The organism is Pseudoglutamicibacter albus (genome assembly GCF_031458175.1).
Taxonomy (GTDB): domain Bacteria; phylum Actinomycetota; class Actinomycetes; order Actinomycetales; family Micrococcaceae; genus Pseudoglutamicibacter; species Pseudoglutamicibacter albus.
Genome location: NZ_JAVDXX010000001.1, coordinates 528,221 through 548,616, shown reverse-complemented (window position 1 = coordinate 548,616; position 20,396 = coordinate 528,221). Strand labels below are relative to the sequence as shown.

Here is a 20,396-nt window from a genome sequence, read left to right as displayed (position 1 = left end):
ATCGTGATCCACGCCTCACTCGCAACCCAAACCAATGACGATGCATGACGTGGGCGCACGATGCGGTCGCGCAGTGTGGTCGCATGATGTGGCCCTATGACATGGCCACCACACGCACAAGACCCCCTTACAGCAAAGGCCCCGGAACCGTTGACTGGTTCCGGGGCCCGCGTATCAGCGAATCAGTTCAAGCGATCACGCCACGCGTGCGCTGACGCCTTACTCGGCGTCCTTCTCAGCTGCTTCCTCGTCAACGACTGGGGCGAGCGAGAGCTTGCCGCGGTCGTCAACCTTGGTGATCTCAACCTGGAGCTTCTGGCCCACGCCCACAACGTCTTCGACGTCGTTGACGCGCTGGCCGCCGTTGAGCTTACGCAACTCGGAGATGTGCAGCAGGCCATCCTTGCCTGGCGTGAGCGAAATGAACGCGCCGAAGGAGGTCAGCTTCACCACGGTACCGAGGTAACGCTCGCCAACCTCAGGGATCTGCGGGTTAGCCATCGCGTTGATCGTTGCGCGTGCAGCTTCAGCCGCAGCGCCGTCAGTGGCGCCGATCAGGACCGTGCCGTCATCTTCGATCGAGATTTCAGCGCCGGTGTCTTCCTGAATCTGGTTGATCATCTTGCCCTTAGGACCAATGACCTCACCGATCTTGTCCACTGGGATCTTCACCGAGATGATGCGTGGAGCGTATGGGGACATCTCGTCTGGGGCGTCGATCGCAGAATCCATGACGTCCAGGATGTGAACGCGGGCCTCGTGAGCCTGCTTGAGTGCGGCAGCGAGCACGGAGGCTGGGATGCCGTCGAGCTTGGTGTCCAGCTGGATCGCGGTAATGAAATCGCGGGTACCGGCCACCTTGAAGTCCATGTCACCCATCGCGTCTTCAGCACCGAGGATGTCAGTCAGGGCCGCGTAACGGGTCTCGCCGTCCACCGTGTCGGTGACCAGGCCCATCGCGATACCTGCAACAGGGGCCTTGAGCGGAACACCAGCGTTGTACATCGACAAAGTGGATGCGCAGACTGACCCCATCGAGGTCGAACCGTTGGAGCCCAACGCCTCAGAAACCTGGCGGATCGCGTATGGGAATTCATCACGCGATGGCAGAACCGGAACCAGGGCGCGTTCCGCGAGGGCGCCGTGGCCGATCTCGCGGCGCTTCGGCGAGCCGACACGGCCCGTCTCGCCCGTGGAGAACGGCGGGAAGTTGTAGTGGTGCATGTAGCGCTTCGCCTTCTCTGGGGCGAGCGAATCGATCTGCTGCTCCATCTTGAGCATGTTCAGGGTCGTGACACCCATGATCTGGGTTTCGCCGCGTTCGAAGATCGCGGAACCGTGAACGCGCGGCAGAACCTCGACCTCGGCCAGCAGCTGGCGGATGTCAGTCAAACCACGGCCGTCGATGCGGACCTGGTCCTTCAAGATGCGCTGACGCACGATGTGCTTGGTGAGTGCACCGTATGCCTTGGAGACCTCGGATTCGCGTTCCTCGAACTCCTTGCCCTCACCGGCCAGAGCCTCAAGGACCTCTTCCTTCAGCGCATCGTCAGCGTCCTGGCGCTCCTGCTTATCAGCGATCTGGTAGACCTCTGCAAGCTTCTGCGCAGCGGTCTTCTCGACTGCCTCGTAGGCGTCGTCCTCGAAGTCGAGGAAGATCGGGAACTCACGGGCAGGCTTAGCCGCGCGCGATGCGAGGTCAGCCTGCGCCTCAACGAGTGCACGGATGAATGGCTTGGCGGCTTCGAGGCCTTCAGCGACAACGGTCTCGGTCGGTGCCGTGACGCCGCGATCGTGGATGAGTTCCCACGCGTGATCGGTAGCGCCAGCCTCGACCATCATGATCGCAACATCATCGCCAGCAACGCGGCCTGCAACAACCATGTTGAACACGGCCTCATCAAGCTGGGTCTTGGTTGGGAACGCAACCCACTGTGGGCCTTCGCTGTCTTCGATGAGCGCGATGCGCACGCCACCGATCGGGCCGGAGAACGGCAGACCCGAAAGCTGGGTGGACATCGAGGAAGCGTTGATAGCGACCACATCGTAGTAGTCATCCGGGTTGATCGAGGTCACCATGACCACGATCTGAACCTCGTTGCGCAAGCCCTTGACGAAAGACGGGCGCAGCGGGCGGTCCATCAGACGGCACGCGAGGATCGCCTCAGTCGATGGACGGCCTTCACGACGGAAGAACGAGCCCGGGATCTTACCCGCAGCGTACATGCGCTCTTCAACGTCGACGGTGAGCGGGAAGAAATCGAAGCCCTCACGCGGATGCTTACCGGCGGTGGTTGCCGAGAGCATCGAGGTGTCATCATCGAGGAACACCATCGCCGAACCAGCAGCCTGCTTGGCTACGTGGCCGGTCTCGAAACGGATGGTGCGCTTACCAAAACGGCCGTTGTCAATCACGGCCTCTGAATATTGAATGTCAGTAGCTTCCACTACAGTTTTCTCCTAAAAATGCACGTCAACAACGAAACGCTTATTCGCGGTTGGTGCTCGATCGAGGCCATCGGTACAGCTTCCGGCCGCCCTCTTGAGGACGAACATCTAGCCGCCCTGTTGAGGACGAATCTGAATGGGCTGCACCGCGGGCCACTACCGAGGACCACACGCGATTCTCTAGTTAGCGTGAACGTCGGTGACGCTGTATTGGATTAGATATTGATGTTTGAACTTCTGATGCGTTAACGCCCCGGAAAGCTTTTCCGGGGCGTTAAACGTGAGACATTAGCGGCGCAGACCGAGGCGCTCGATCAGCGAACGGTAACGCTCAATGTCTACAGACTTGAGGTAGCCAAGCATGCGGCGGCGGCGACCAACCAGGGCCATGAGGCCACGACGGGTGTGGTGGTCGTGCTTGTGATGCTTCAGGTGCTCAGTCAGGTCAGAGATACGACGGGACATGACAGCGATCTGAACCTCAGGGGAACCAGTGTCGCCCTCGTGGATCGCGTATTCCTTGATGATCTCTTGCTTTACGGCCTGGTCAAGAGCCATGTATTTACTCCTTGAGAGTGTGCCGCGTACAGTGAACCCGCACGGGATCGCCCTCAACTGATATCGCTGGGCCATCGTCGCCGGGGATGGTAGCCACCGCGGACTGCAGCTAACACCAGCTATAAGTCTATCAAGCCGATCCAAAGCCCGCGATGAGCCTCAGAACACAGCGGCGGCGGGCCGCTTCACGCGAGTCTCACGTGCGTGTGTTGCGTACCGCGAGTGTCCGGTATGGAAGCTCGATGCGCTCCCCCGGCTCAAACCCCAGATGCTCGTGCAAGTACCAGCGCAGGTTATCTTCAACCCGCTGCCGGGTCTTCTGATTCGCCCGCAACCAATAGGCTCGCGTGCGGGTCAGCTCGAACACCTGCTCAACACTGAGCCGCTGCACCCAGCGGTCTTCGCGGACCGCCTCGATACGCCACAGCGGCCCCGCCTGCGCGGCAGCTTGAGCATCCCGATGCACATCGCCGGCATGCATGATCCGCGCTAAACGGTGCACCCACGGAACCTGCACATCCAGCTGATTCCACACAAGCCCCAGCACCGGGTCACTCGCTGCCTGGGTGATGCGCGCGGCCTCGGCGCCAGCCTCGATCGGATCAACCCAATGCCACGCTTGCGCGGCAACCACCGCATCGACCGTTTCCTCCAGACCGGTGGACTCCCCCGTGCCGATCAACGTGTGTTCAACCCCAGGAACCTGTTTCCGCAGCACCTCAAGCATCGATACGGAAGGTTCAACCGCTATCACCCGATGCCCCGATGCAACCAGGTCGCGCGTGAACAAGCCCGTCCCCGCGCCGACCTCGACCACGCGACGGGTAGCGCTACCATCTAGCAGCCACGGCACGCACCACTGCGGATAGGTAGGCCGAACCGCATCGTAGTCGGCACCCGAACCAGCCCACGCAGAACCGATCAACGCACGCTTCGCGCCAGCCAGATTCGGCCCGCGCTGCGGAAGATTCGGGACTTGCCCCGTCAAACCTGAACCGTTCTCAGCCAGCGGCTACTTTGACCACGTCAGGTCGGGCTTTGGCATCAGCGCGCAGAATCTCACGAGCACGGTCAACGTCCATGTGCATCTGCTCGATGAGCGCCTCAGGGCCGCGGTAGGTGATGGTTGGCCGTAAGTGGTCCACAAACTCGAGCACCACTTCCTGCTCATACAAGTTAAAGTCCTCGACCTGCTCGCCCTCGGGACGGTCCATCACGAACGCCTCAGCGACACGCACCACGCCATCGAACGTCGGGTTCGTACCAATCGAGATCGCAGACGGCCACCACACCCCGGCCTGATCGATCAACCAGCCCGCATACACGCCGTCAGCCGGCATCAGACCGGTCGCGTCATCGGCCAGATTCGCGGTAGGGAAACCGAGCTCGCGGCCGCGCGCGAAACCGTGCGCCACCGTCCCGAACATGCGGTGATTACGGCCCAAAACCTCCGCCGCGGATTTCACATCCCCCACCTGCAGCGCTTCACGCACCCACGTCGAGGACCAGCGCCGTTGCAGCCCCACATCAGCCAGCGTGACAACCTCGAAACCGAACTTCTCACCCAGCGTGCGCAAACACTCGATGTCACCAGCGTTGTCCAGGCCGAACCGTACGTCCTCACCCACCACCACGGCACGGGCATGCAACACATCCACCACGTAGTTCTTCACGAACTCTTCAGGGGTCTGTTGCGCGAACTCCCACGTGTAGTTCAGGCGCAGAACCGCGTCAACCCCGGCCTCAGCACAGTGGATGTCCTTGATCTCATCAGCCATGATCGGGACCGGCGCAAACGCCGGCCGGTGCACCGTGGCAGGATGCGGGCTAAACGTCATCACAACACCGGCACACGGCGGCTCGCTCGCGGCAGCGAGCTCAACAACCCGTTCCAGCAAGGCCATGTGCCCGCGGTGAACGCCATCGAAATTACCGATCGTCACCACCGAACACGTCAGCGATTCCGGAACCTCAGAAGGATCCGTCCAAATATGCACAAAGACTCCTCGTGTGCTGAAGATCGATTCTCACGTCACCGCGGTGTGCGCTTGTCACCTCACGATGCGGTGGCCGGGCCGGATGAGCACCCGTCCGTGACACCCCGCGCTATTCTCTCACGAACACCACGGCCGCTGCGCTCTACGCTCACGCCGCGGCCCTATGTGGCCGGTGAACCCACAACCACCAGAAACCGATGACCGGCAGAACGAACGGAACATAACCGTAGCCTTGACCAAAATGGCTCCACACGCTCGCCTTCGGGAACAATTCAGGCGAGATATACGACAAGATCGAGACCGCAACCACGCCAACGAACTCAACAATCACCGCCGCAAACGCCGCACGCCAGGCTGTTACACCCGGTAGAGCGAGTGCGACCGTAGCCACAATGTAGATCACAGCCGCGAGCGCCGAGAGCGAGAAAGCGACCGGCGCGAGCGAGAAATCAGTAGCAATCTGATACACCGAACGCGCAAAAGCCGACAACGCAAACACGCCATACACCGCAACCAGGATCCGGCCAAGGCCCTTATTTTTCGTCTGCACTGGGCTATCTGGCTGCACTGCGTTATCTGACTGCGGTGCGTTATCTGGCTGCGGTGCGTTATCTGGCTGTCCCGTATCCTTCACGTGATTATCCATTCCACTCATCAATCCCTAGCCCACCGAATCCCTAGCCGGCAAAGAATCCTTGACCGTGCCACACCTGCTGCATCCGAACCAGCATGACCAGCACAGTGAAGCCTGCCGCGGCCATCACGGTGTTGGACCAGCGGGACTTATCCCCGATCGCCCACCATGCCGCCAAAGGAACCAGCAACAAAGCGGTCGCGAGGTATCCCCAGAACTCCCATCCAGCGCCTAGAAGCGGGGCAGAGCCGGTATGCCGCACCGCGGCCTGAATCCCGTACACCACCAGATACAGCTCAACCAGCGCGAGGCTCAGAATCGAAGAGTCCGCGGGGAAGGTGCGGATTACCGTCATCGCGATACCAACGATCATCGAGATCACGCACACCACAACGCCCGCGATCGCGAAGCCATCCATCAACACGGCTACAGAATCTCCTCGAACAACAACCTAGAAAGCCAACAACTGAGAAACCAGCAAGCTAGAAAACCACCGAAGGCGGGTCTGTGCCTAGCGCGGCGCGAAAACCAAGGCGGGTTTGGCCATCGAATGCGTGCCTTGAGCCTTGTTCTCGATCAAAGCGATCAAGTCACCGGCCGGGTCGATCGCCGCGGTCACCCCCGCCGACTCCGACGGCGTGATGCGCCGGCCGTGCCCGAGCTCAATCGCTTCCTGATCGCTCACGTGCCGGACCGGGAACAGCGCGCGGGCAGCATCCGCGAGCGACAACACAATGAACTGCTCCGCGAGCTGCTCCAGCGTGCGAGCCTGGCCCAAATTGAAGCCACCCACACGCGTACGCCGCAACGCGGTCAAATGGCCGCCCACACCTAAAGCCTCGCCCAAGTCGCGCGCTAAAGCACGCACGTATGTGCCAGAAGAGCAATCGACCACAACGTCAACGTCCATCGTCGTGCCGTCATTGGCGCGGCGAACATCCAAAACATCGAAACGGTTCACCGTGACGGCCCGGGCCTGCAACTGCACGTTCTCCCCGTCACGGACCCGCTGATAAGCGCGTTTACCGTCCACCTTGATCGCCGAAACAGCCGAGGGCACCTGCTGAATCTCCCCCGTCAACCCGGCCACCGCATCGTCAAGCTGGGGGCGAGTCACCGCCGCAACATAACGACGCTCAAGGATCTCCCCTTCGGCGTCCTCAGTCGTGGTGGTTTCCCCCAAACGAATCGTAACCACATAGGTCTTCGATTCGCCCACGATATAGGTCAGAAGCCGGGTAGCTCGACCCACACCGGCAACCAGCACACCGGTCGCCATCGGATCCAACGTTCCCGCATGCCCCACTTTCCGGGTACCGGCGAGCCTCCGCAAGCGACCCACCACATCGTGGCTGGTCATCCCAGCGGGCTTATCAACAACAACCAGGCCCGGGGTCGGTTCAGTCTGCGCTTGAGACATACAGCGCCTAAGCCTCGTCTTCCGGTGCCTTATACGGCTCAGCATCCCCAGCGTATTCTGCGCCCTCGGCAAGCTCAGCTACCGCAGCGTCCTTTTCACGGGCGGCACGCAACAGCTCCTCAACGTGGGAGGCGTTCATCGGGACCTCATCCGGAACGAACTCCAAGGTTGGGGTCAAGCGAGTTGTTAGCTGCGAGCCCAGCTCCTTACGCAAACGGCCACGGTTGGCTTCGAACAGCTCAGCAATCTGAGCCTTCTGCTCATCGTCACCCAAAACCGTGTAGTAGACGGTCGCATTCTGAAGATCATTCGTCACGCGCGCATCCGTGACCGTCACAGACTCCATCGCATCATCACGAACCACCTTCGTGAGAGCCTGCGCCATAACCACCTTGATGCGCTGGGCCAACTTAGCTGCACGCGGCGAACCAGTCATGATGTGCTCCTTCCCTGCGCACCACCAACAGTTGCGTGCGCTACCAACAATATTCTCTGCCTCCATCCTATCGGTGCGTAGCCCCTGCCTTGACACCAGCCGGCCCTGCCAACGCGAAAGCCCGCGGCGGGCAAGAGCACATGTACTCTCAACCCGCCGCGGGCTTTGCGTTCATAACGCTAGCTACTGGTCAGCAGACTAGGCTCGAGGTCAGCAGACTAGGCGCGTGGCTTCTCTTGAAGCTCCCACGTCTCGATGATGTCGCCTTCCTTGATGTCGTTGAAGCCACCCAGGCCGATACCACATTCGTAGCCCTCACGGACCTCGGTGGCATCATCCTTGAAGCGACGCAACGACTCGATCGTGAGCTTGTCATTGACGACCTTGCCGTCACGGACCAAACGAGCGTTCGCGTTACGGCGGATCAGGCCGCTACGGACAATCGAACCGGCGATGTTACCGAACTTCGAGGAACGGAACACTTCGCGGATCTCCGCCGAGCCAAGCTCAACTTCCTCGTATTCAGGCTTGAGCATGCCCTTGAGCGCGTTCTCGATGTCCTCGATCGCCTGGTAGATGACCGAGTAGAAGCGCATGTCAACGCCCTCTTCATCCGCGTACTCAGAGACACGCTCTGCAGGGCGGACGTTGAAGCCGATGATGATCGCGTTATCGACCGTTGCCAGGTTGACGTCGTTCTGCGTGATAGCACCCACGCCACGGTGGATCACACGCAACTGAACCTCATCGCCCACATCGATCTTGAGCAGCGAATCCTCAAGCGCTTCAACAGCACCGGATACGTCACCCTTGAGGATGAGGTTGAGGGTATCGATCTTGCCCTCAGCGACAGCGTCATCGAAGTTCTCAAGCGTAATGCGCTTACGGCGCTTAGCGAGCATCGCGTTACGGTCCGCTGCCTCGCGGCGCTCTGCGATCTGGCGGGCCGTACGCTCATCCGGAGTCACTATGAACGTGTCACCAGCGCGCGGAACGTTCGAAAGACCCAAGACCTGCACCGCACGCGAAGGCAACGCGACATCGAGCGCTTCACCGTTCTCATCGAACATCGCACGGACGCGACCGTGCGCCTTACCGGCAACGATCGTGTCGCCGACCGCGAGCGTACCCGACTGAACCAAAACGGTCGTGACCGCACCGCGGCCCTTATCCAGGTTCGCTTCGATCGCGATACCGCGAGCGTCCTTATCCGGGTTAGCACGCAACTCGAGCGCTGCGTCCGCGGTCAGAAGGATCGCATCCAACAGGTCATGGATACCGATGTCCTGCTTAGCGGAGATCGGCACGAACATCGTGTCGCCGCCGTAATCCTCAGGGACCAGGCCGTACTCGGCGAGCTGGCCCTTGACCTTCTCAGGGTTGGCTTCCGGCTTATCGATCTTGTTCACCGCAACCACGATCGGCACGTCTGCCGCCTGCGCGTGGTTGAGCGCCTCAACCGTCTGCGGCATGACGCCGTCGTCAGCTGCAACAACCAGCACAGCGATGTCAGTGACTTTGGCACCGCGGGCACGCATCGCCGTGAAGGCTTCGTGACCAGGGGTGTCAATGAAGGTCAAGAGGCGTTCCTCTTCACCGTTGTCACCTTCGTGCATCGTAGAGATCTGGTAGGCACCGATGTGCTGGGTGATGCCGCCGGCTTCACCCTCGATTACGTTGGAGCGGCGGATCGCATCCAGCGTGCGGGTCTTACCGTGGTCAACGTGACCCATGATGGTCACCACAGGTGGACGAGGCTCGAGCATGTCCTCGGTCTCGGCCTCGGCTTCTGCCTCGAGGTCGATGTGGAAGGACTCGAACAGTTCGCGCTCTTCGTCCTCCGGGGACACGACCTGGACCTTATAGCCCAGCTCTTCACCGAGGATCTCAAACGTCGATTCATCCAGCGACTGGTTAGCCGTAGCCATTTCACCGAGGTGGAACAGCACCGTCACAAGTGCGGCTGGATCTGCCTTGATGCGTTCAGCGAAGTCAGCCAAGGTCGCACCGCGACGCAACCGAACTACCGTGTTGCCATCGCCGCGTGGAACAACCACGCCGCCGATGACTGGTGCGCCCTGTTGCTCCATCTCCTGGCGCTTGGCGCGCTTGGACTTGCGGTTGCGACCACGGCGTGGACCGCCGCGACCGAATGCGCCTGCCGCGTTACCGCGACCGCCGCCGCGGCCACCACGGAAACCGCCTCCGCCACCGGAACGTCCGCCACCGCCTGGCCGACCGCCGCCACCTGGACGGCCACCACCTGGACGCGGCTGGTTGACGTTGAGGTCGAGCTTCTTAGGCATCATGTTCGGGTTAGGGCGTGGACCGCCTGAACCCGAGGCCGCACCGCGTGGTGGGCGTGGCGCGCCTGGACGTGGGCCGCCCGAACCTGCAGAACCCTGACGTTGTCCGCCGCGGCCGCCGCCTTCGCCGCGCATGCCCTGCTGGTTTGAGAACGGGTTGTTGCCTGGACGTGGGGCACCACCACGGCCTCCACCCGGACGTGGGCCTGGGCGTGCGCCACCGCGAGGTGGGCGTGGGCCAGCATCGTTGCCGCGACCCTGTGAGGATGGGGTGCTGAACGGGTTGTTACCCGGACGCGGACCAGGCTTTGGACCGGGCTTCGGCGCAGCAGTGCGCGGGGTCGCCTGAGGGGTTGCCGGTGCCTTCTTAGCCGGGCCTGGCTTAGCAGCTGGCGCCGGCTTAGCGTCAGGCTTCTCAGCGGCTTTAGGGGCCTGCTTCGGGCCAGGCTTAGGACCCGGTTTAGGTCCAGGCTTAGGGCCCGGTTTCGGCGCTGGCTTCTCCGCCGATGCCGCCTTCTTTGCGGTAGCTGGCTTAGCTTCCGGCTGAGGGGCATCATCAGCTGGCTTAGCGGCAGCCGCTGGAGCTGGATCGGAGGTTCGGGTTCCCGCACCCTGAACCTGCGCAGTCTTCACCTTCGGTTGATCCGCCTGAGCGGAATCGCCGCCTGCGGCGTTCGGGAATGCTTCCCGCAAACGCTTGACGACCGGCGGCTCGATCGTGGAGGAAGCTGAGCGGACGAACTCGCCCATCTCCTCAAGTTTTGCCATGGCTTCCTTTGACGGAATGCCGAGCTCTTTAGCGAGCTCATGTACGCGGACCTTCTTGGCCACAGTTCTCCTTCTCTGGTCCGCGTATCCTTTTGAACGCTCACGCGCATCAAGTAAAAGCGTTGCACGTGACGTGTAAGACCACGGACCCTAGATTTCGTGGTGTGCGCCCCGCTAAGCGGAACGCACGCTGATTTCCGAGCCTGAGGTTGTTCATCTCTGGCCCATCACCGTTGCGTGTTCATCGGGTTGCCACTCTTCTTAACCCGCTTTCTGATCGGTCATGGTTGAACCCTGGACACCGGTTATGCCCAGGTTGATGACGGCAAGCAACTCATCTTCATCAACGACACTGCGAGCCCTGAAGGCCCTGTTCGCTGCGTTCCGATTCACTGCCCGCCGTACACACTCGGGGTTACGGTGCACCCAAGCACCGCGCCCCGTTTTACGGCGTTGCGGATCCGGAACCACTCGCGCGCTTCCGGGGTTCCGCACTAGCCGCAAAAGAACGGCTTGGTCATCGGTGAGCCTGCACCCTATACAGGTCCGGATGGGGCTACGTGAAGAACCCTTGTTCACCACGAACTCCCATCCTCTGCCCCGTATTTGGGCGCAACAGACTGAACTTCTGACCTGTCTAGTCTACCGCGCTCTGACGCGCTGGCGAGACAACGTCGATTCTCCAGCCCGTGAGCTTGGCCGCAAGACGAGCGTTTTGCCCCTCCTTGCCGATCGCAAGCGAGAGCTGATCGTCCGGGACAACAGCGCGGACGTGGTGTAGGTCTTCGCTCAAAACTTCAACCGAGAGCACCTTGGCTGGCGAAAGCGCGTGAGCTACAAACTGTGCAGGGTCTGGATCCCACGTGATGATGTCGATCTTCTCGTCGTTGAGCTCGGTCATCACCGCGCGCACACGAGAACCCATCTCGCCGATGCAGGCTCCCTTAGCGTTGAGGCCCTCAACGCGGGCACGCACCGCGAGCTTGGTGCGGTGGCCCGCTTCACGTGCGATCGAAACGATCTCGACCGTCTTGTCCTGGATCTCCGGGACCTCAAGTTCAAACAGTTTATGCACCAGCTGCGGGTGGGTGCGTGAAACCGTGATCGAGGGGCCTTTAGGGCCGCGGTGCACATCGGTGACATACACGCGCAGACGACGTCCGTGGCTGTAATCCTCGCCCGGTACCTGCTCCGGTGGCGGCAGGACCGCTTCAAGGGTTCCAAGATCAACCTGGACCATGCGTGGATCACGGCCCTGCTGGATCACTCCGGAGAGGATCTCGCCTTGCTTATCGCGGAAGGTGCCTAGGACGGCTTCGTCTTCAGCATCGCGCAGGCGCTGGAAGATCACTTGCCGCGCCGTCGCTGCTGCTACCCGGCCGAAGTCCGCAGGCGTGTCATCGAACTCACCGATCCGCTGGTTGTTCTCATCAACCTCAGGCGCCCAAATGGTGGCGACACCGGTTTTACGGTCCAATTCCGCACGCGCGCCGCGGATAGCGCCGGGCTCCTTGTCATAAGCGAGGACAAGCGCATGCTCGATCGCGTTGATCAGCCGATCCAGCGGAATATCGCGGTCCTTTTCAAGCTGACGCAACGCCGTCATATCAATATGCATTCTTAGGCCTCCTCGCCCGTTAGACCTGACTGTGCTGGATCTTCCATTGACTCTTCTGCCACATCCTCGGCGTCCTTTACGGCAGCCAACCGTGCCGCCGCCGTCGCCTCGATGTCAACCTTCGCGCGACGAATGTCAGCATACTCGCGCCGCACCGGATCAAGCACCTTATCTTTCATGCCCTTCTTAGGCGCAGGCTTGATCGGCTCGATCACAATGCCCTCGTCGTCGGCCTCAAGCACGGTGCCTGTGAAGTCTTCATCCTCGCTCACCACACGAATCACACGGCCCACGTTGCGCTGGAAGTGGCGAGGCTGTGTGAGCGGACGCGAAGCCCCCGGCGAGGAAACCTCAAGCTCATAAGCACCCGAGGAGGCAAGCAAACCGTTATCCAAAACCTCGCCCACCTGCTGCGAAACTTCAGCGAGAACATCCAGATCCACCGCATCCGTACCGCTCGGCAGATCAACCAGAATCTGCAGGGTTGGTGTGTTCCCACCTTTGACCGTGACGTCTTCAACGATCAAACCAGCATCGCTGATCACAGGCTCGATAGCTCGCGTGATTGCTTCAGGAGCCCATGGCGAACCCTCGTGCCTCGACGCGTTATCGGCTGGCATGCTGTGGGATGACACGCTATTCCTCCCTTTACGCTGTGTCTGTACAGATCTACCCTACCCGCATGGCACCATAGCGTTATGCGTTCAGTACAGGATTCCACGGAGTCAGCGACACAGGAGACGTCGCCGGCAACTCAGGAAGCTCCGCAGGCCCAGGGTAACGACCAACAGACCCCAGGCGACGGCCAACAAACCTCGGGAGACGACCAACCAACCTCGGGCAATAACCAACAGTCCCCAGGCGACGGTCGGCGGGCACGGCGGGATACCCAACAGTCCCGCGGTTCCGGTTCACGGATGGGCCGCGCCGCCGTGTCTGTGCTGATGGTGAGCACATGCTGGTTAGGCGTCACAACCACCACGAGCAGCTATTCCGCTAACGCAAGGCCTGGAGACGCTGTATTCGATAAGGCTGTGTCCCGGACCGAACACAGCCCTGTGTACCGTGCCCGGGTTTTGCTCGCGCAGGTGGATCAGGCCCATAGCGGCGAGGATGTCACGACCGCGGCACGCACAGCCTATGAGCTGTTGAGTGGCTCTGACGCCTGGGGTGGGCCGGCTACTAACCGTGAGATGCGGTGGATCGAAGAACATGTAGCCGCTCAGAAAGCCAGCGGGCAGGATAACGCTAAAGACGCCGCCGTCCTCTCCGGTGAGCTTATGCAGTTGGCCTTGCGTCCTAGCGATAATGAGCAGCTGAGCCGTGAGGATGCATCCCGGCTGATCGCAGCCTCCGTCACGCTGTACTCGGCTTCCCAGAAAGCCGGCGCCCCACCCCTAGATAACGATGCGGCCGCAGTGATCAAGGAAGCGCTAGCTTCCGCAAGCCTCACCGACCCCGTGGCGGCTTTAGGGGACGTGGTTGCCCTAGCGGACCCCAGCGAACCTGAACAGGCCGCCGCCTTGTGGGATCGGACGGGCCGAACATCAGCCAAGATCACTGAAGCGGCACGCATCATCGCGCACCGAAACCCAGCAGACAGCAATCAGGAATGGTTCGAAGCCTCGCGTGATCTCACGCTCGGTCTCGGGAAAGCGTCCGGGCACCCCTATGCTGCTGCGACCATCGGGCCGCGGGAAGACTACCTCGCTCCCGGAACGGAAAAGCTCGCTTCAGCGCAAGCGTCACTCGCTGAACCGCTGCAACACCTCGCGGCGCACTATCACGGTGAGGCGCGCATCGTGCTCATGGCTTTGTCTTTCCAGGTCGCCGGATACACGCGTTAGCTAGCTCGCCTCACTAACTCAGCGGGCTAACTCAGCGGGCTAGCTCAGTTGCCGAAGGGTGTCCGCTCCAACGCTGATGATGAGCGCGGTCACGACCACGAGGAACACGATCCGCACAAAACGCGAGCCGGCTGAAACCGCCATCCGCGAACCGATATAGCCCCCGAACATGTTCGCGATGCCTAAGCCAATACCGAGCGGCCACACGACGTGGCCTGCGGGGATGAAGAAGCACAACGCACCGAAGTTGGTGGCCCAGTTAGCGATCTTCGCGCGCGCTGATCCATCCAGGAACGAATACCCCAAAACCCCAACCAAGGCGATCACCAGAAACGATCCCGTGCCCGGCCCCAGCACGCCATCATAAAACCCGATCGCGATACCGATCCCCCACGCCCGAACATGGTGCTTCATGCTCGCATGCTTGAGCGCGGTTGAGGCCCCCATGTTCTTCTTAGCGAGTGTGAAAACGAAAACCACAACAAGCGCTACGAGGATGATGGGTTTGAAAACCTCGGTAGGCAGTATCGAGGCCACAGCGGCCCCACCCACCGAGGCGAGCCCCGCGGTGAGAGCAAGACCCAGACTCGTGGCGAGGTCCGGCCGCACACGCCGACCATACGTGATAGCCGATGTCGTGGTACCAAAGATCGAGCCGACCTTATTCGTGGCCAAAGCCTGAACCGGGGTAAGCCCCGGAATCAGCAACACGACCGGAAGCTGGATCAACCCGCCTCCGCCGACCACCGAATCGACCCATCCTGCAAGGAAACCGGCGCCCAAAACCAACAGGATCAGCCCGATGTTGAGCGCGCCGGTGTCCGTCAGGATGTAGTCCATAGGCGAGCTTAGTGAGCTGCGAGCTGGGCAACGTGCTCAACCACGGCATCGAGCGCGATGTTCTCGGCCTCGCCCGTGGCGCGGTCCTTGACCTCAACCACGCCATCGGCCACGCCGCGGCCCACAACAACAGTGGTAGGGATACCGATCAGCTCAGCGTCACGGAACTTCACGCCCGCAGAAACCTTGGCGCGGTCATCGAGCATGACCTCCAAGCCGGCGTCATCGAGCTTGCCCGCGATGTCCTCGGCGGTTTCCGTGAGCTCTTCCCCCTTGCCAGCGATGATCACCACAACATCGGCGGGTGCCACAGCCCGAGGCCACACGAGGCCCTTGTCATCATGATGGGCCTCAGCGATAGCCGCAACCGCGCGGGTCACGCCCACGCCGTAGGAACCCATCGTGACAACCTGCGCTTTACCGTTGGGATCCAAAACCTTCAGGTCCAACGCTTCAGCGTAGCGGCGGCCCAGCTGGAAGATGTGGCCCATCTCGATGCCGCGGGTCGTCTTCAACGGACCGGAACCATCGGGTGCGGGGTCGCCGTCTTCCACCGCAACAGCCTCAAGCACACCATCCCAGCCGAAGTCACGGCCTGCAACCAAACCGAAGACGTGATGGTCACGGAGGTTCGCGCCCGTGATCCAGGTTGACCCCTCAACAACACGAGGGTCAACGAAGAACGGGACGCCCGAACGTGCTTCACGACCCAAAACGGCCTCATCCTTCGACAAGCCAGGGCCGATGTAGCCCTTGACCAGTTCAGGGTGACGGCCGAGGTCGTCATCGGTGGCAACCTCAACCTGGGATTCGCCGACGATACCCATGAGCTCACCGATGGTCGCCTCGATTCGTTTGAGGTCAGCCTGGCGGTTGCCGGGCACACCCACGACGGCGAGTTCGCGCTCACCGTTCGGTGTCACAACAACCAACGCAACGCACTTGAGTGTGTCCGCGGCAGTCCACGGGGTGTCCTTCGGGTGGTTCTCGTTCGCTGCGTCAACGAGCGTTTCGATGGTCTCGCTGTTCGGGGTCAGCTCAACGTGGGCGGCCGGCGCGTCGGTGTAGTCGATCGGGTCCAGCGGCGGCGTCGTCACGGCCTCAACGTTGGCGGCGTAACCGCCTGGGGAGACCACGAACGTGTCCTCGCCCGCTTCGGTTGGGTGCAGGAACTCTTCCGACTTCGAGCCACCCATCGCTCCCGCCATCGCGAAGACCGGGCGGACCTCCAGGTTCAAACGCTCAAAAATCTTGAGGTACGCGGCGCGGTGGGCCTCGTATGCCTCGTCGAGGCCTTCCTCATCCAGGGTGAAGGAATAGGAGTCCTTCATGATGAATTCACGGCCGCGCAACAGGCCAGCGCGCGGGCGGGCCTCGTCGCGGTACTTCGTCTGGATCTGGTACAGGTACACCGGCAGATCCTTATACGAGGAGTACATGTCTTTGACCAAGAGGGTGAACATTTCCTCGTGCGTTGGCGCGAGTAGATAGTCGGCCTTACGGCGGTCCTGCAGACGGAAAATGTTGTCTCCGTATTCTTCCCAGCGGCCCGTCGCCTCATAGGGCTCTTTCGGAAGCAACGCCGGGAAATGCACTTCCTGAGCGCCGATCGCGTTCATTTCTTCACGCACAATGTTCTCGACCTTGTTCAGGACCTTGAGCCCCAGCGGCAGCCAGGAATAGATGCCCGGTGCTGCACGGCGGATGTAGCCAGCCCGGACTAACAACTTGTGGCTTGCGAGCTCAGCTTCGGCAGGGTCGTCGCGCAGCGTGCGGAGAAAGAACGTTGAAAGGCGTGTTACCACAGGGCCTCCCCTTTCAGGGTGGATCGGGGTGTGCAGAGTGAATCAGCAAATCGGTTGCGTTCACCGTTAGTATCCGGTGACGGCTCGTGTCCAGTGTAGTCTGCCCACGCATAGCGGCCGGCTATGTGGCGCGCTGCCGCGTGCCCGTCCCGGGATTCGATGCTCATAGCAGGACGGTCGCGAACATCCCGGTGGTTTGGAAACCCACCTTCTCATAGACGGCTCGAGCCGCGTGATTGTAGTCGTTGACGTACAGGCTCGTCACGGGCGCCCACGTGTGCGCATGGGCCACGACATCTGCCACGCGGCTCGCTGAAAGCCCGATGCCGCGGTGGCCCGGATGCATCCATACGCCCTGGATCTGTGTGGCTTGGCCGGTCACAACCCCGAGCTCGGCTTTGAACCGCACCGTTGTGCCCGCCGCACCCGGCTCGAGCAGAGCCTGCCCGCACGCCAGCAACTGTTTGACCCGCGCCCTATAGGAGGCCTCGCCTACATCGAGGGGTGAATAGCCAAGCTCCTCGGTGAACATCGCAACGGAAGCCGGCCAGAACGCATCGAAATCACTCACATACCCTTGCCGGACTCGGCCAGATCCTTCGATCACAGCCGGGCCTTCCAACGTCATGAACGGCTGGGTGAGCCGCACACTACGCGGGTAGAAGGCCGGGCTGGTCTTCACCACATCCCAGATCCCTTCAACTCCTGCTTTCGGACCGAAAATCGAGGCGAAGCGCTTACGGCTGGTCAGGACCCGCCGCCCGAACGCTTCACCGTGTTCCCGGGCTTGCTCGCCTTCATCCGCGGTCACAGGCACCACGTTCGCGCCCAGCCAGCACGCCGCAACCATCACGCCTGCATCATCGAAGCGGCCCAGGATGCGCGCGCCAGGCAACACATCGATCTTGCCGCCAACAACATCGAGTTGCTGCTGAACGAAAGCATGCTGGACAGGGTTGCGCGCGATCAACGCGAGCAACGCTGGCGCGTCCTCATTCGTGAGGGTGCGGATGCTGGGGTCCGGCGAGCGCAGATCCGCCATCCGGGCGCCGGCCCGGTTCACGATCTGCCGGATCACCATTGACGTTGAGACCGTTACCTAGTGGACGGACACGGAAGGCGATGCGCCTTCGGTCTCGCTTGCGCCCATCTCCTCGGCGATGCGGTGGGCTTCTTCGAGCAGGGTTTCCACGATCTGGTCTTCACGGACCGTGCGGATGACCTCGCCCTTGACGAAGATTTGGCCCTTGCCGTTGCCGGATGCGACACCGAGGTCGGCTTCTCGTGCCTCGCCTGGCCCGTTGACGACGCAACCCATGACGGCCACACGCAGCGGAACCTTGAAGTCTTTGAGGCCTTCGGTCACGTTGTTGGCGAGCTCATACACATCGACCTGGGCGCGTCCACAGGACGGGCAGGAAACGATTTCGAGCTGGCGTGGACGCAGGTTCAGCGATTGGAGGATCTGCTCGCCGACCTTGATCTCTTCGACAGGTGGGGCCGAAAGTGAGACACGGATCGTATCGCCAATACCTTGGGAGAGCAGCGCGCCGAAAGCGGTTGCGGACTTGATGGTGCCTTGGAAGGCAGGACCTGCCTCGGTGACACCCAGGTGCAGCGGCCAATCGCCCTTCTGAGCGAGCAGCTCATACGCGCGAATCATCACGACCGGGTCAGAGTGTTTGACGGAGATACCGAAATCGTAGAAATCGTTTTCTTCGAACAGCGCGGCTTCCTGCAACGCGGATTCAACGAGAGCCTCCGGGGTTGCGCGGCCGTATTTCTCCAGCAGGCGCTTATCGAGGGAGCCGCCGTTGATGCCGATGCGGATCGGGGTCCCATGCTGCTTCGCGGCAGCGGAAATCTCTGCAACCTGGTCATCGAACTTGCGGATGTTGCCCGGGTTGACACGCACCGCACCGCAACCGGCCTCAATGGCTGCGTAGACGTACTTGGGTTGGAAGTGGATATCCGCGATCACCGGGATCGTGGACTGTTGCGCGATGACCTTCAGCGCATCGGCGTCCTTGTCTGTTGGGCACGCGACACGGACAATGTCACAGCCAGCGGCGGTGAGCTCGGCGATCTGCTGCAACGTAGCGCCGATGTCGTGAGTCTTCGTGGTCGTCATCGACTGCACGGTGATCGGGTGATCCGAGCCCATACCGACGTTGCCGACCATCATCTGGCGGGTCTTGCGCCGCGGAGCCAACGTCATAGGTGGTGGTGTAGGCATTCCCAAATTAACCGATGACACGAGGTGTCCTCCAAGAACTCATACGTGATAAACGAATCCACTGCTGTGCTCTATCTTCCCATGCCGCTGCCGGCACCTTCACATGCCTGAGGCAGCATCTGAGGCAAGCTACAGCAGGGACACCGGTTTCACGAGGTCGGCATAGATCAAGATCACACCCATGACGAGCAATAAACCTGCAACAACATAGGTGACCGGGAGCATCTTCGAAAGATCCACCGGTCCCGGGTCAGGGCGCTTGAAAATCTTGTTGAACGTTTTGCGGATCTTCTCCCACAAAGCCCCTGCGATATGACCGCCATCAAGCGGCAAGAGCGGGATCAGGTTGAACACGAACAGCGCGACGTTCAGCGAACCCATCAGGCTCAGGTAGCTTGCGAGCTTATCTTTGACGCTGATCTGCTCGAAAGAGGTGATCTCGCCGGCGATGCGGCCCACCCCTACCACGGACATCGGCCCGTTCGGATCGCGTTCAGCTGGGCTGAACGCGGCCTGGGCAACGCCAGCAACTTTCTGCGGAAGCTGAGTCACAACACCAGAAACAGCTTTGACATTCTCCCACACAAAACCCGGGACCTCACCTACCGGCCGCGGCCGGATCTCAGCTGTCGAACCGATGCCAGCGAAACCCACCGACTCCACCTTGGCAGTACCGTCACGGTTCTTCTCAACCATCCCCAAAGGCGAAACAACAGGCCGAGCCGTCTCAACCGGAACCAACGTTGTGGTCGATGCGACACCATCGCGCTCATAACCGATGCTGAGCTCTTGATCAGGGCTTGCCTTGATCCGGTCCGTGAGTGCAGACCAATCAGTGTCGTCAAGCGAAACACCGTCAACCGAGGTAATGACATCCCCAGGCTTCAAGCCCGCCGCATACGCCGGCCCAGCTGGGGCACCCTCAGGACAGCCCTGCTCCTCCCCCGCCGGGCGCGTGTTCTCGTCATCCACTGCTTGAAGACACTGATACACCTCAGACACCGTGGTCGTAGGAGTCGCGACCCCGAAACCAGTAAGAACAATCCCAAAGAACACGAACGCTAAAAGCAGATTCATAAACGGGCCACCCAGCATGATGATGATCCGCTTATACACCGGCAAGTTCAAAAACAATCGCTTCTCATCGCCAGGCTGCAGAGTCTCAGCTTCAGCCTTCTTCGCCTCATCGGACAACTGCTGAAAAATACCGGTGCGTGTAGGCCGCTGCTTGCCGTCCTGATGCGGCGGATACATACCGATCATCGTGATGTACCCACCCAGCGGCAGCAATTTGATCCCGTACTCTGTCTCCCCTTTACGGAAAGAGAACAGCGTAGGCCCAAAACCCACCATGTAGCGAGGCACGCGCAAACCGAAAGCCTTAGCCGGCAGTAAATGCCCCACCTCATGCAACGCAATCGAGATGCCGATACCCACCAGCATCACCAGCGCGCCAATCACATACGCCAGAACCTGATCCATC

Annotated in this window: 18 protein-coding genes; 1 reads left to right on the top strand and 17 read right to left on the bottom strand. The window is 61.1% G+C overall.

Going from position 1 to position 20,396, the window contains the following annotated elements:
* Positions 1-219: 219 nt before the first annotated feature.
* The 12 genes from J2S67_RS02340 to J2S67_RS02290 form a co-directional block, all read right to left on the bottom strand.
* Positions 220-2,448 (bottom strand): polyribonucleotide nucleotidyltransferase, encoded by a 2,229-nt coding sequence (locus J2S67_RS02340; protein WP_310245919.1) that lies wholly within the window; start codon positions 2,446-2,448, stop codon positions 220-222.
* A 288-nt stretch (positions 2,449-2,736) separates the two neighbouring features.
* Positions 2,737-3,006: a 30S ribosomal protein S15 gene (gene rpsO / locus J2S67_RS02335; RefSeq protein ID WP_035756943.1), complete on the bottom strand. Its 270-nt coding sequence runs from the start codon at positions 3,004-3,006 to the stop codon at positions 2,737-2,739.
* A gap of 196 nt (positions 3,007-3,202) precedes the next feature.
* The gene (locus tag J2S67_RS02330; RefSeq protein ID WP_310245911.1) at positions 3,203-3,994 is read right to left on the bottom strand and encodes a class I SAM-dependent methyltransferase; all 792 of its coding nucleotides are present in this window, start codon (positions 3,992-3,994) and stop codon (positions 3,203-3,205) included.
* Positions 3,995-4,007: 13 nt separating this feature from the next.
* Positions 4,008-5,003, bottom strand: coding sequence for a bifunctional riboflavin kinase/FAD synthetase (locus J2S67_RS02325; RefSeq protein ID WP_310245908.1), 996 nt, complete (start codon positions 5,001-5,003; stop codon positions 4,008-4,010).
* Positions 5,004-5,151: 148 nt separating this feature from the next.
* Positions 5,152-5,649, bottom strand: coding sequence for a hypothetical protein (locus J2S67_RS02320; RefSeq protein WP_310245905.1), 498 nt, complete (start codon positions 5,647-5,649; stop codon positions 5,152-5,154).
* A gap of 31 nt (positions 5,650-5,680) precedes the next feature.
* On the bottom strand, positions 5,681-6,055 hold the full coding sequence (locus J2S67_RS02315) for a hypothetical protein (RefSeq protein ID WP_310248669.1): 375 nt from the start codon (positions 6,053-6,055) through the stop codon (positions 5,681-5,683).
* Positions 6,056-6,148: 93 nt separating this feature from the next.
* Entirely contained in the window at positions 6,149-7,057 is a 909-nt protein-coding gene (truB, locus tag J2S67_RS02310) for a tRNA pseudouridine(55) synthase TruB (RefSeq protein WP_310245903.1), read from the bottom strand.
* A 7-nt stretch (positions 7,058-7,064) separates the two neighbouring features.
* Complete coding sequence (rbfA, locus tag J2S67_RS02305) at positions 7,065-7,493, bottom strand: 30S ribosome-binding factor RbfA (protein ID WP_035756935.1); 429 nt, start codon at positions 7,491-7,493, stop codon at positions 7,065-7,067.
* Between the two features lie 218 nt (positions 7,494-7,711).
* Positions 7,712-10,630, bottom strand: a complete 2,919-nt coding sequence (gene infB / locus J2S67_RS02300; protein ID WP_310245898.1) for a translation initiation factor IF-2 — start codon at positions 10,628-10,630, stop codon at positions 7,712-7,714.
* A gap of 198 nt (positions 10,631-10,828) precedes the next feature.
* Entirely contained in the window at positions 10,829-11,146 is a 318-nt protein-coding gene (locus tag J2S67_RS09825) for a YlxR family protein (protein WP_407682063.1), read from the bottom strand.
* A gap of 58 nt (positions 11,147-11,204) precedes the next feature.
* Entirely contained in the window at positions 11,205-12,185 is a 981-nt protein-coding gene (gene nusA, locus J2S67_RS02295) for a transcription termination factor NusA (RefSeq protein WP_035756929.1), read from the bottom strand.
* A gap of 2 nt (positions 12,186-12,187) precedes the next feature.
* Entirely contained in the window at positions 12,188-12,820 is a 633-nt protein-coding gene (locus J2S67_RS02290; RefSeq protein ID WP_232219309.1) for a ribosome maturation factor RimP, read from the bottom strand.
* Positions 12,821-12,883: 63 nt separating this feature from the next.
* Here J2S67_RS02290 and J2S67_RS02285 point away from each other — a divergent pair, with 63 nt between their 5' ends.
* Positions 12,884-14,032, top strand: a complete 1,149-nt coding sequence (locus tag J2S67_RS02285) for a hypothetical protein (RefSeq protein ID WP_035756926.1) — start codon at positions 12,884-12,886, stop codon at positions 14,030-14,032.
* A gap of 39 nt (positions 14,033-14,071) precedes the next feature.
* On the opposite strand, the gene J2S67_RS02280 is transcribed toward J2S67_RS02285, so the two are convergent.
* The 5 genes from J2S67_RS02280 to J2S67_RS02260 form a co-directional block, all read right to left on the bottom strand.
* Positions 14,072-14,872 carry a sulfite exporter TauE/SafE family protein gene (locus tag J2S67_RS02280; RefSeq protein WP_035756923.1) on the bottom strand — a complete coding sequence of 267 codons (801 nt, stop codon included), beginning with the start codon at positions 14,870-14,872 and terminating at the stop codon, positions 14,072-14,074.
* 8 nt (positions 14,873-14,880) lie between these two features.
* Positions 14,881-16,677: a proline--tRNA ligase gene (locus J2S67_RS02275; RefSeq protein WP_310245887.1), complete on the bottom strand. Its 1,797-nt coding sequence runs from the start codon at positions 16,675-16,677 to the stop codon at positions 14,881-14,883.
* Positions 16,678-16,840: 163 nt separating this feature from the next.
* Positions 16,841-17,758: a GNAT family N-acetyltransferase gene (locus J2S67_RS02270; protein ID WP_310245886.1), complete on the bottom strand. Its 918-nt coding sequence runs from the start codon at positions 17,756-17,758 to the stop codon at positions 16,841-16,843.
* Between the two features lie 18 nt (positions 17,759-17,776).
* Positions 17,777-18,913, bottom strand: a complete 1,137-nt coding sequence (gene ispG / locus J2S67_RS02265; protein WP_035756919.1) for a flavodoxin-dependent (E)-4-hydroxy-3-methylbut-2-enyl-diphosphate synthase — start codon at positions 18,911-18,913, stop codon at positions 17,777-17,779.
* Positions 18,914-19,042: 129 nt separating this feature from the next.
* Positions 19,043-20,395, bottom strand: a complete 1,353-nt coding sequence (locus tag J2S67_RS02260) for a M50 family metallopeptidase (protein WP_310245881.1) — start codon at positions 20,393-20,395, stop codon at positions 19,043-19,045.
* Position 20,396 lies beyond the last annotated feature (1 nt).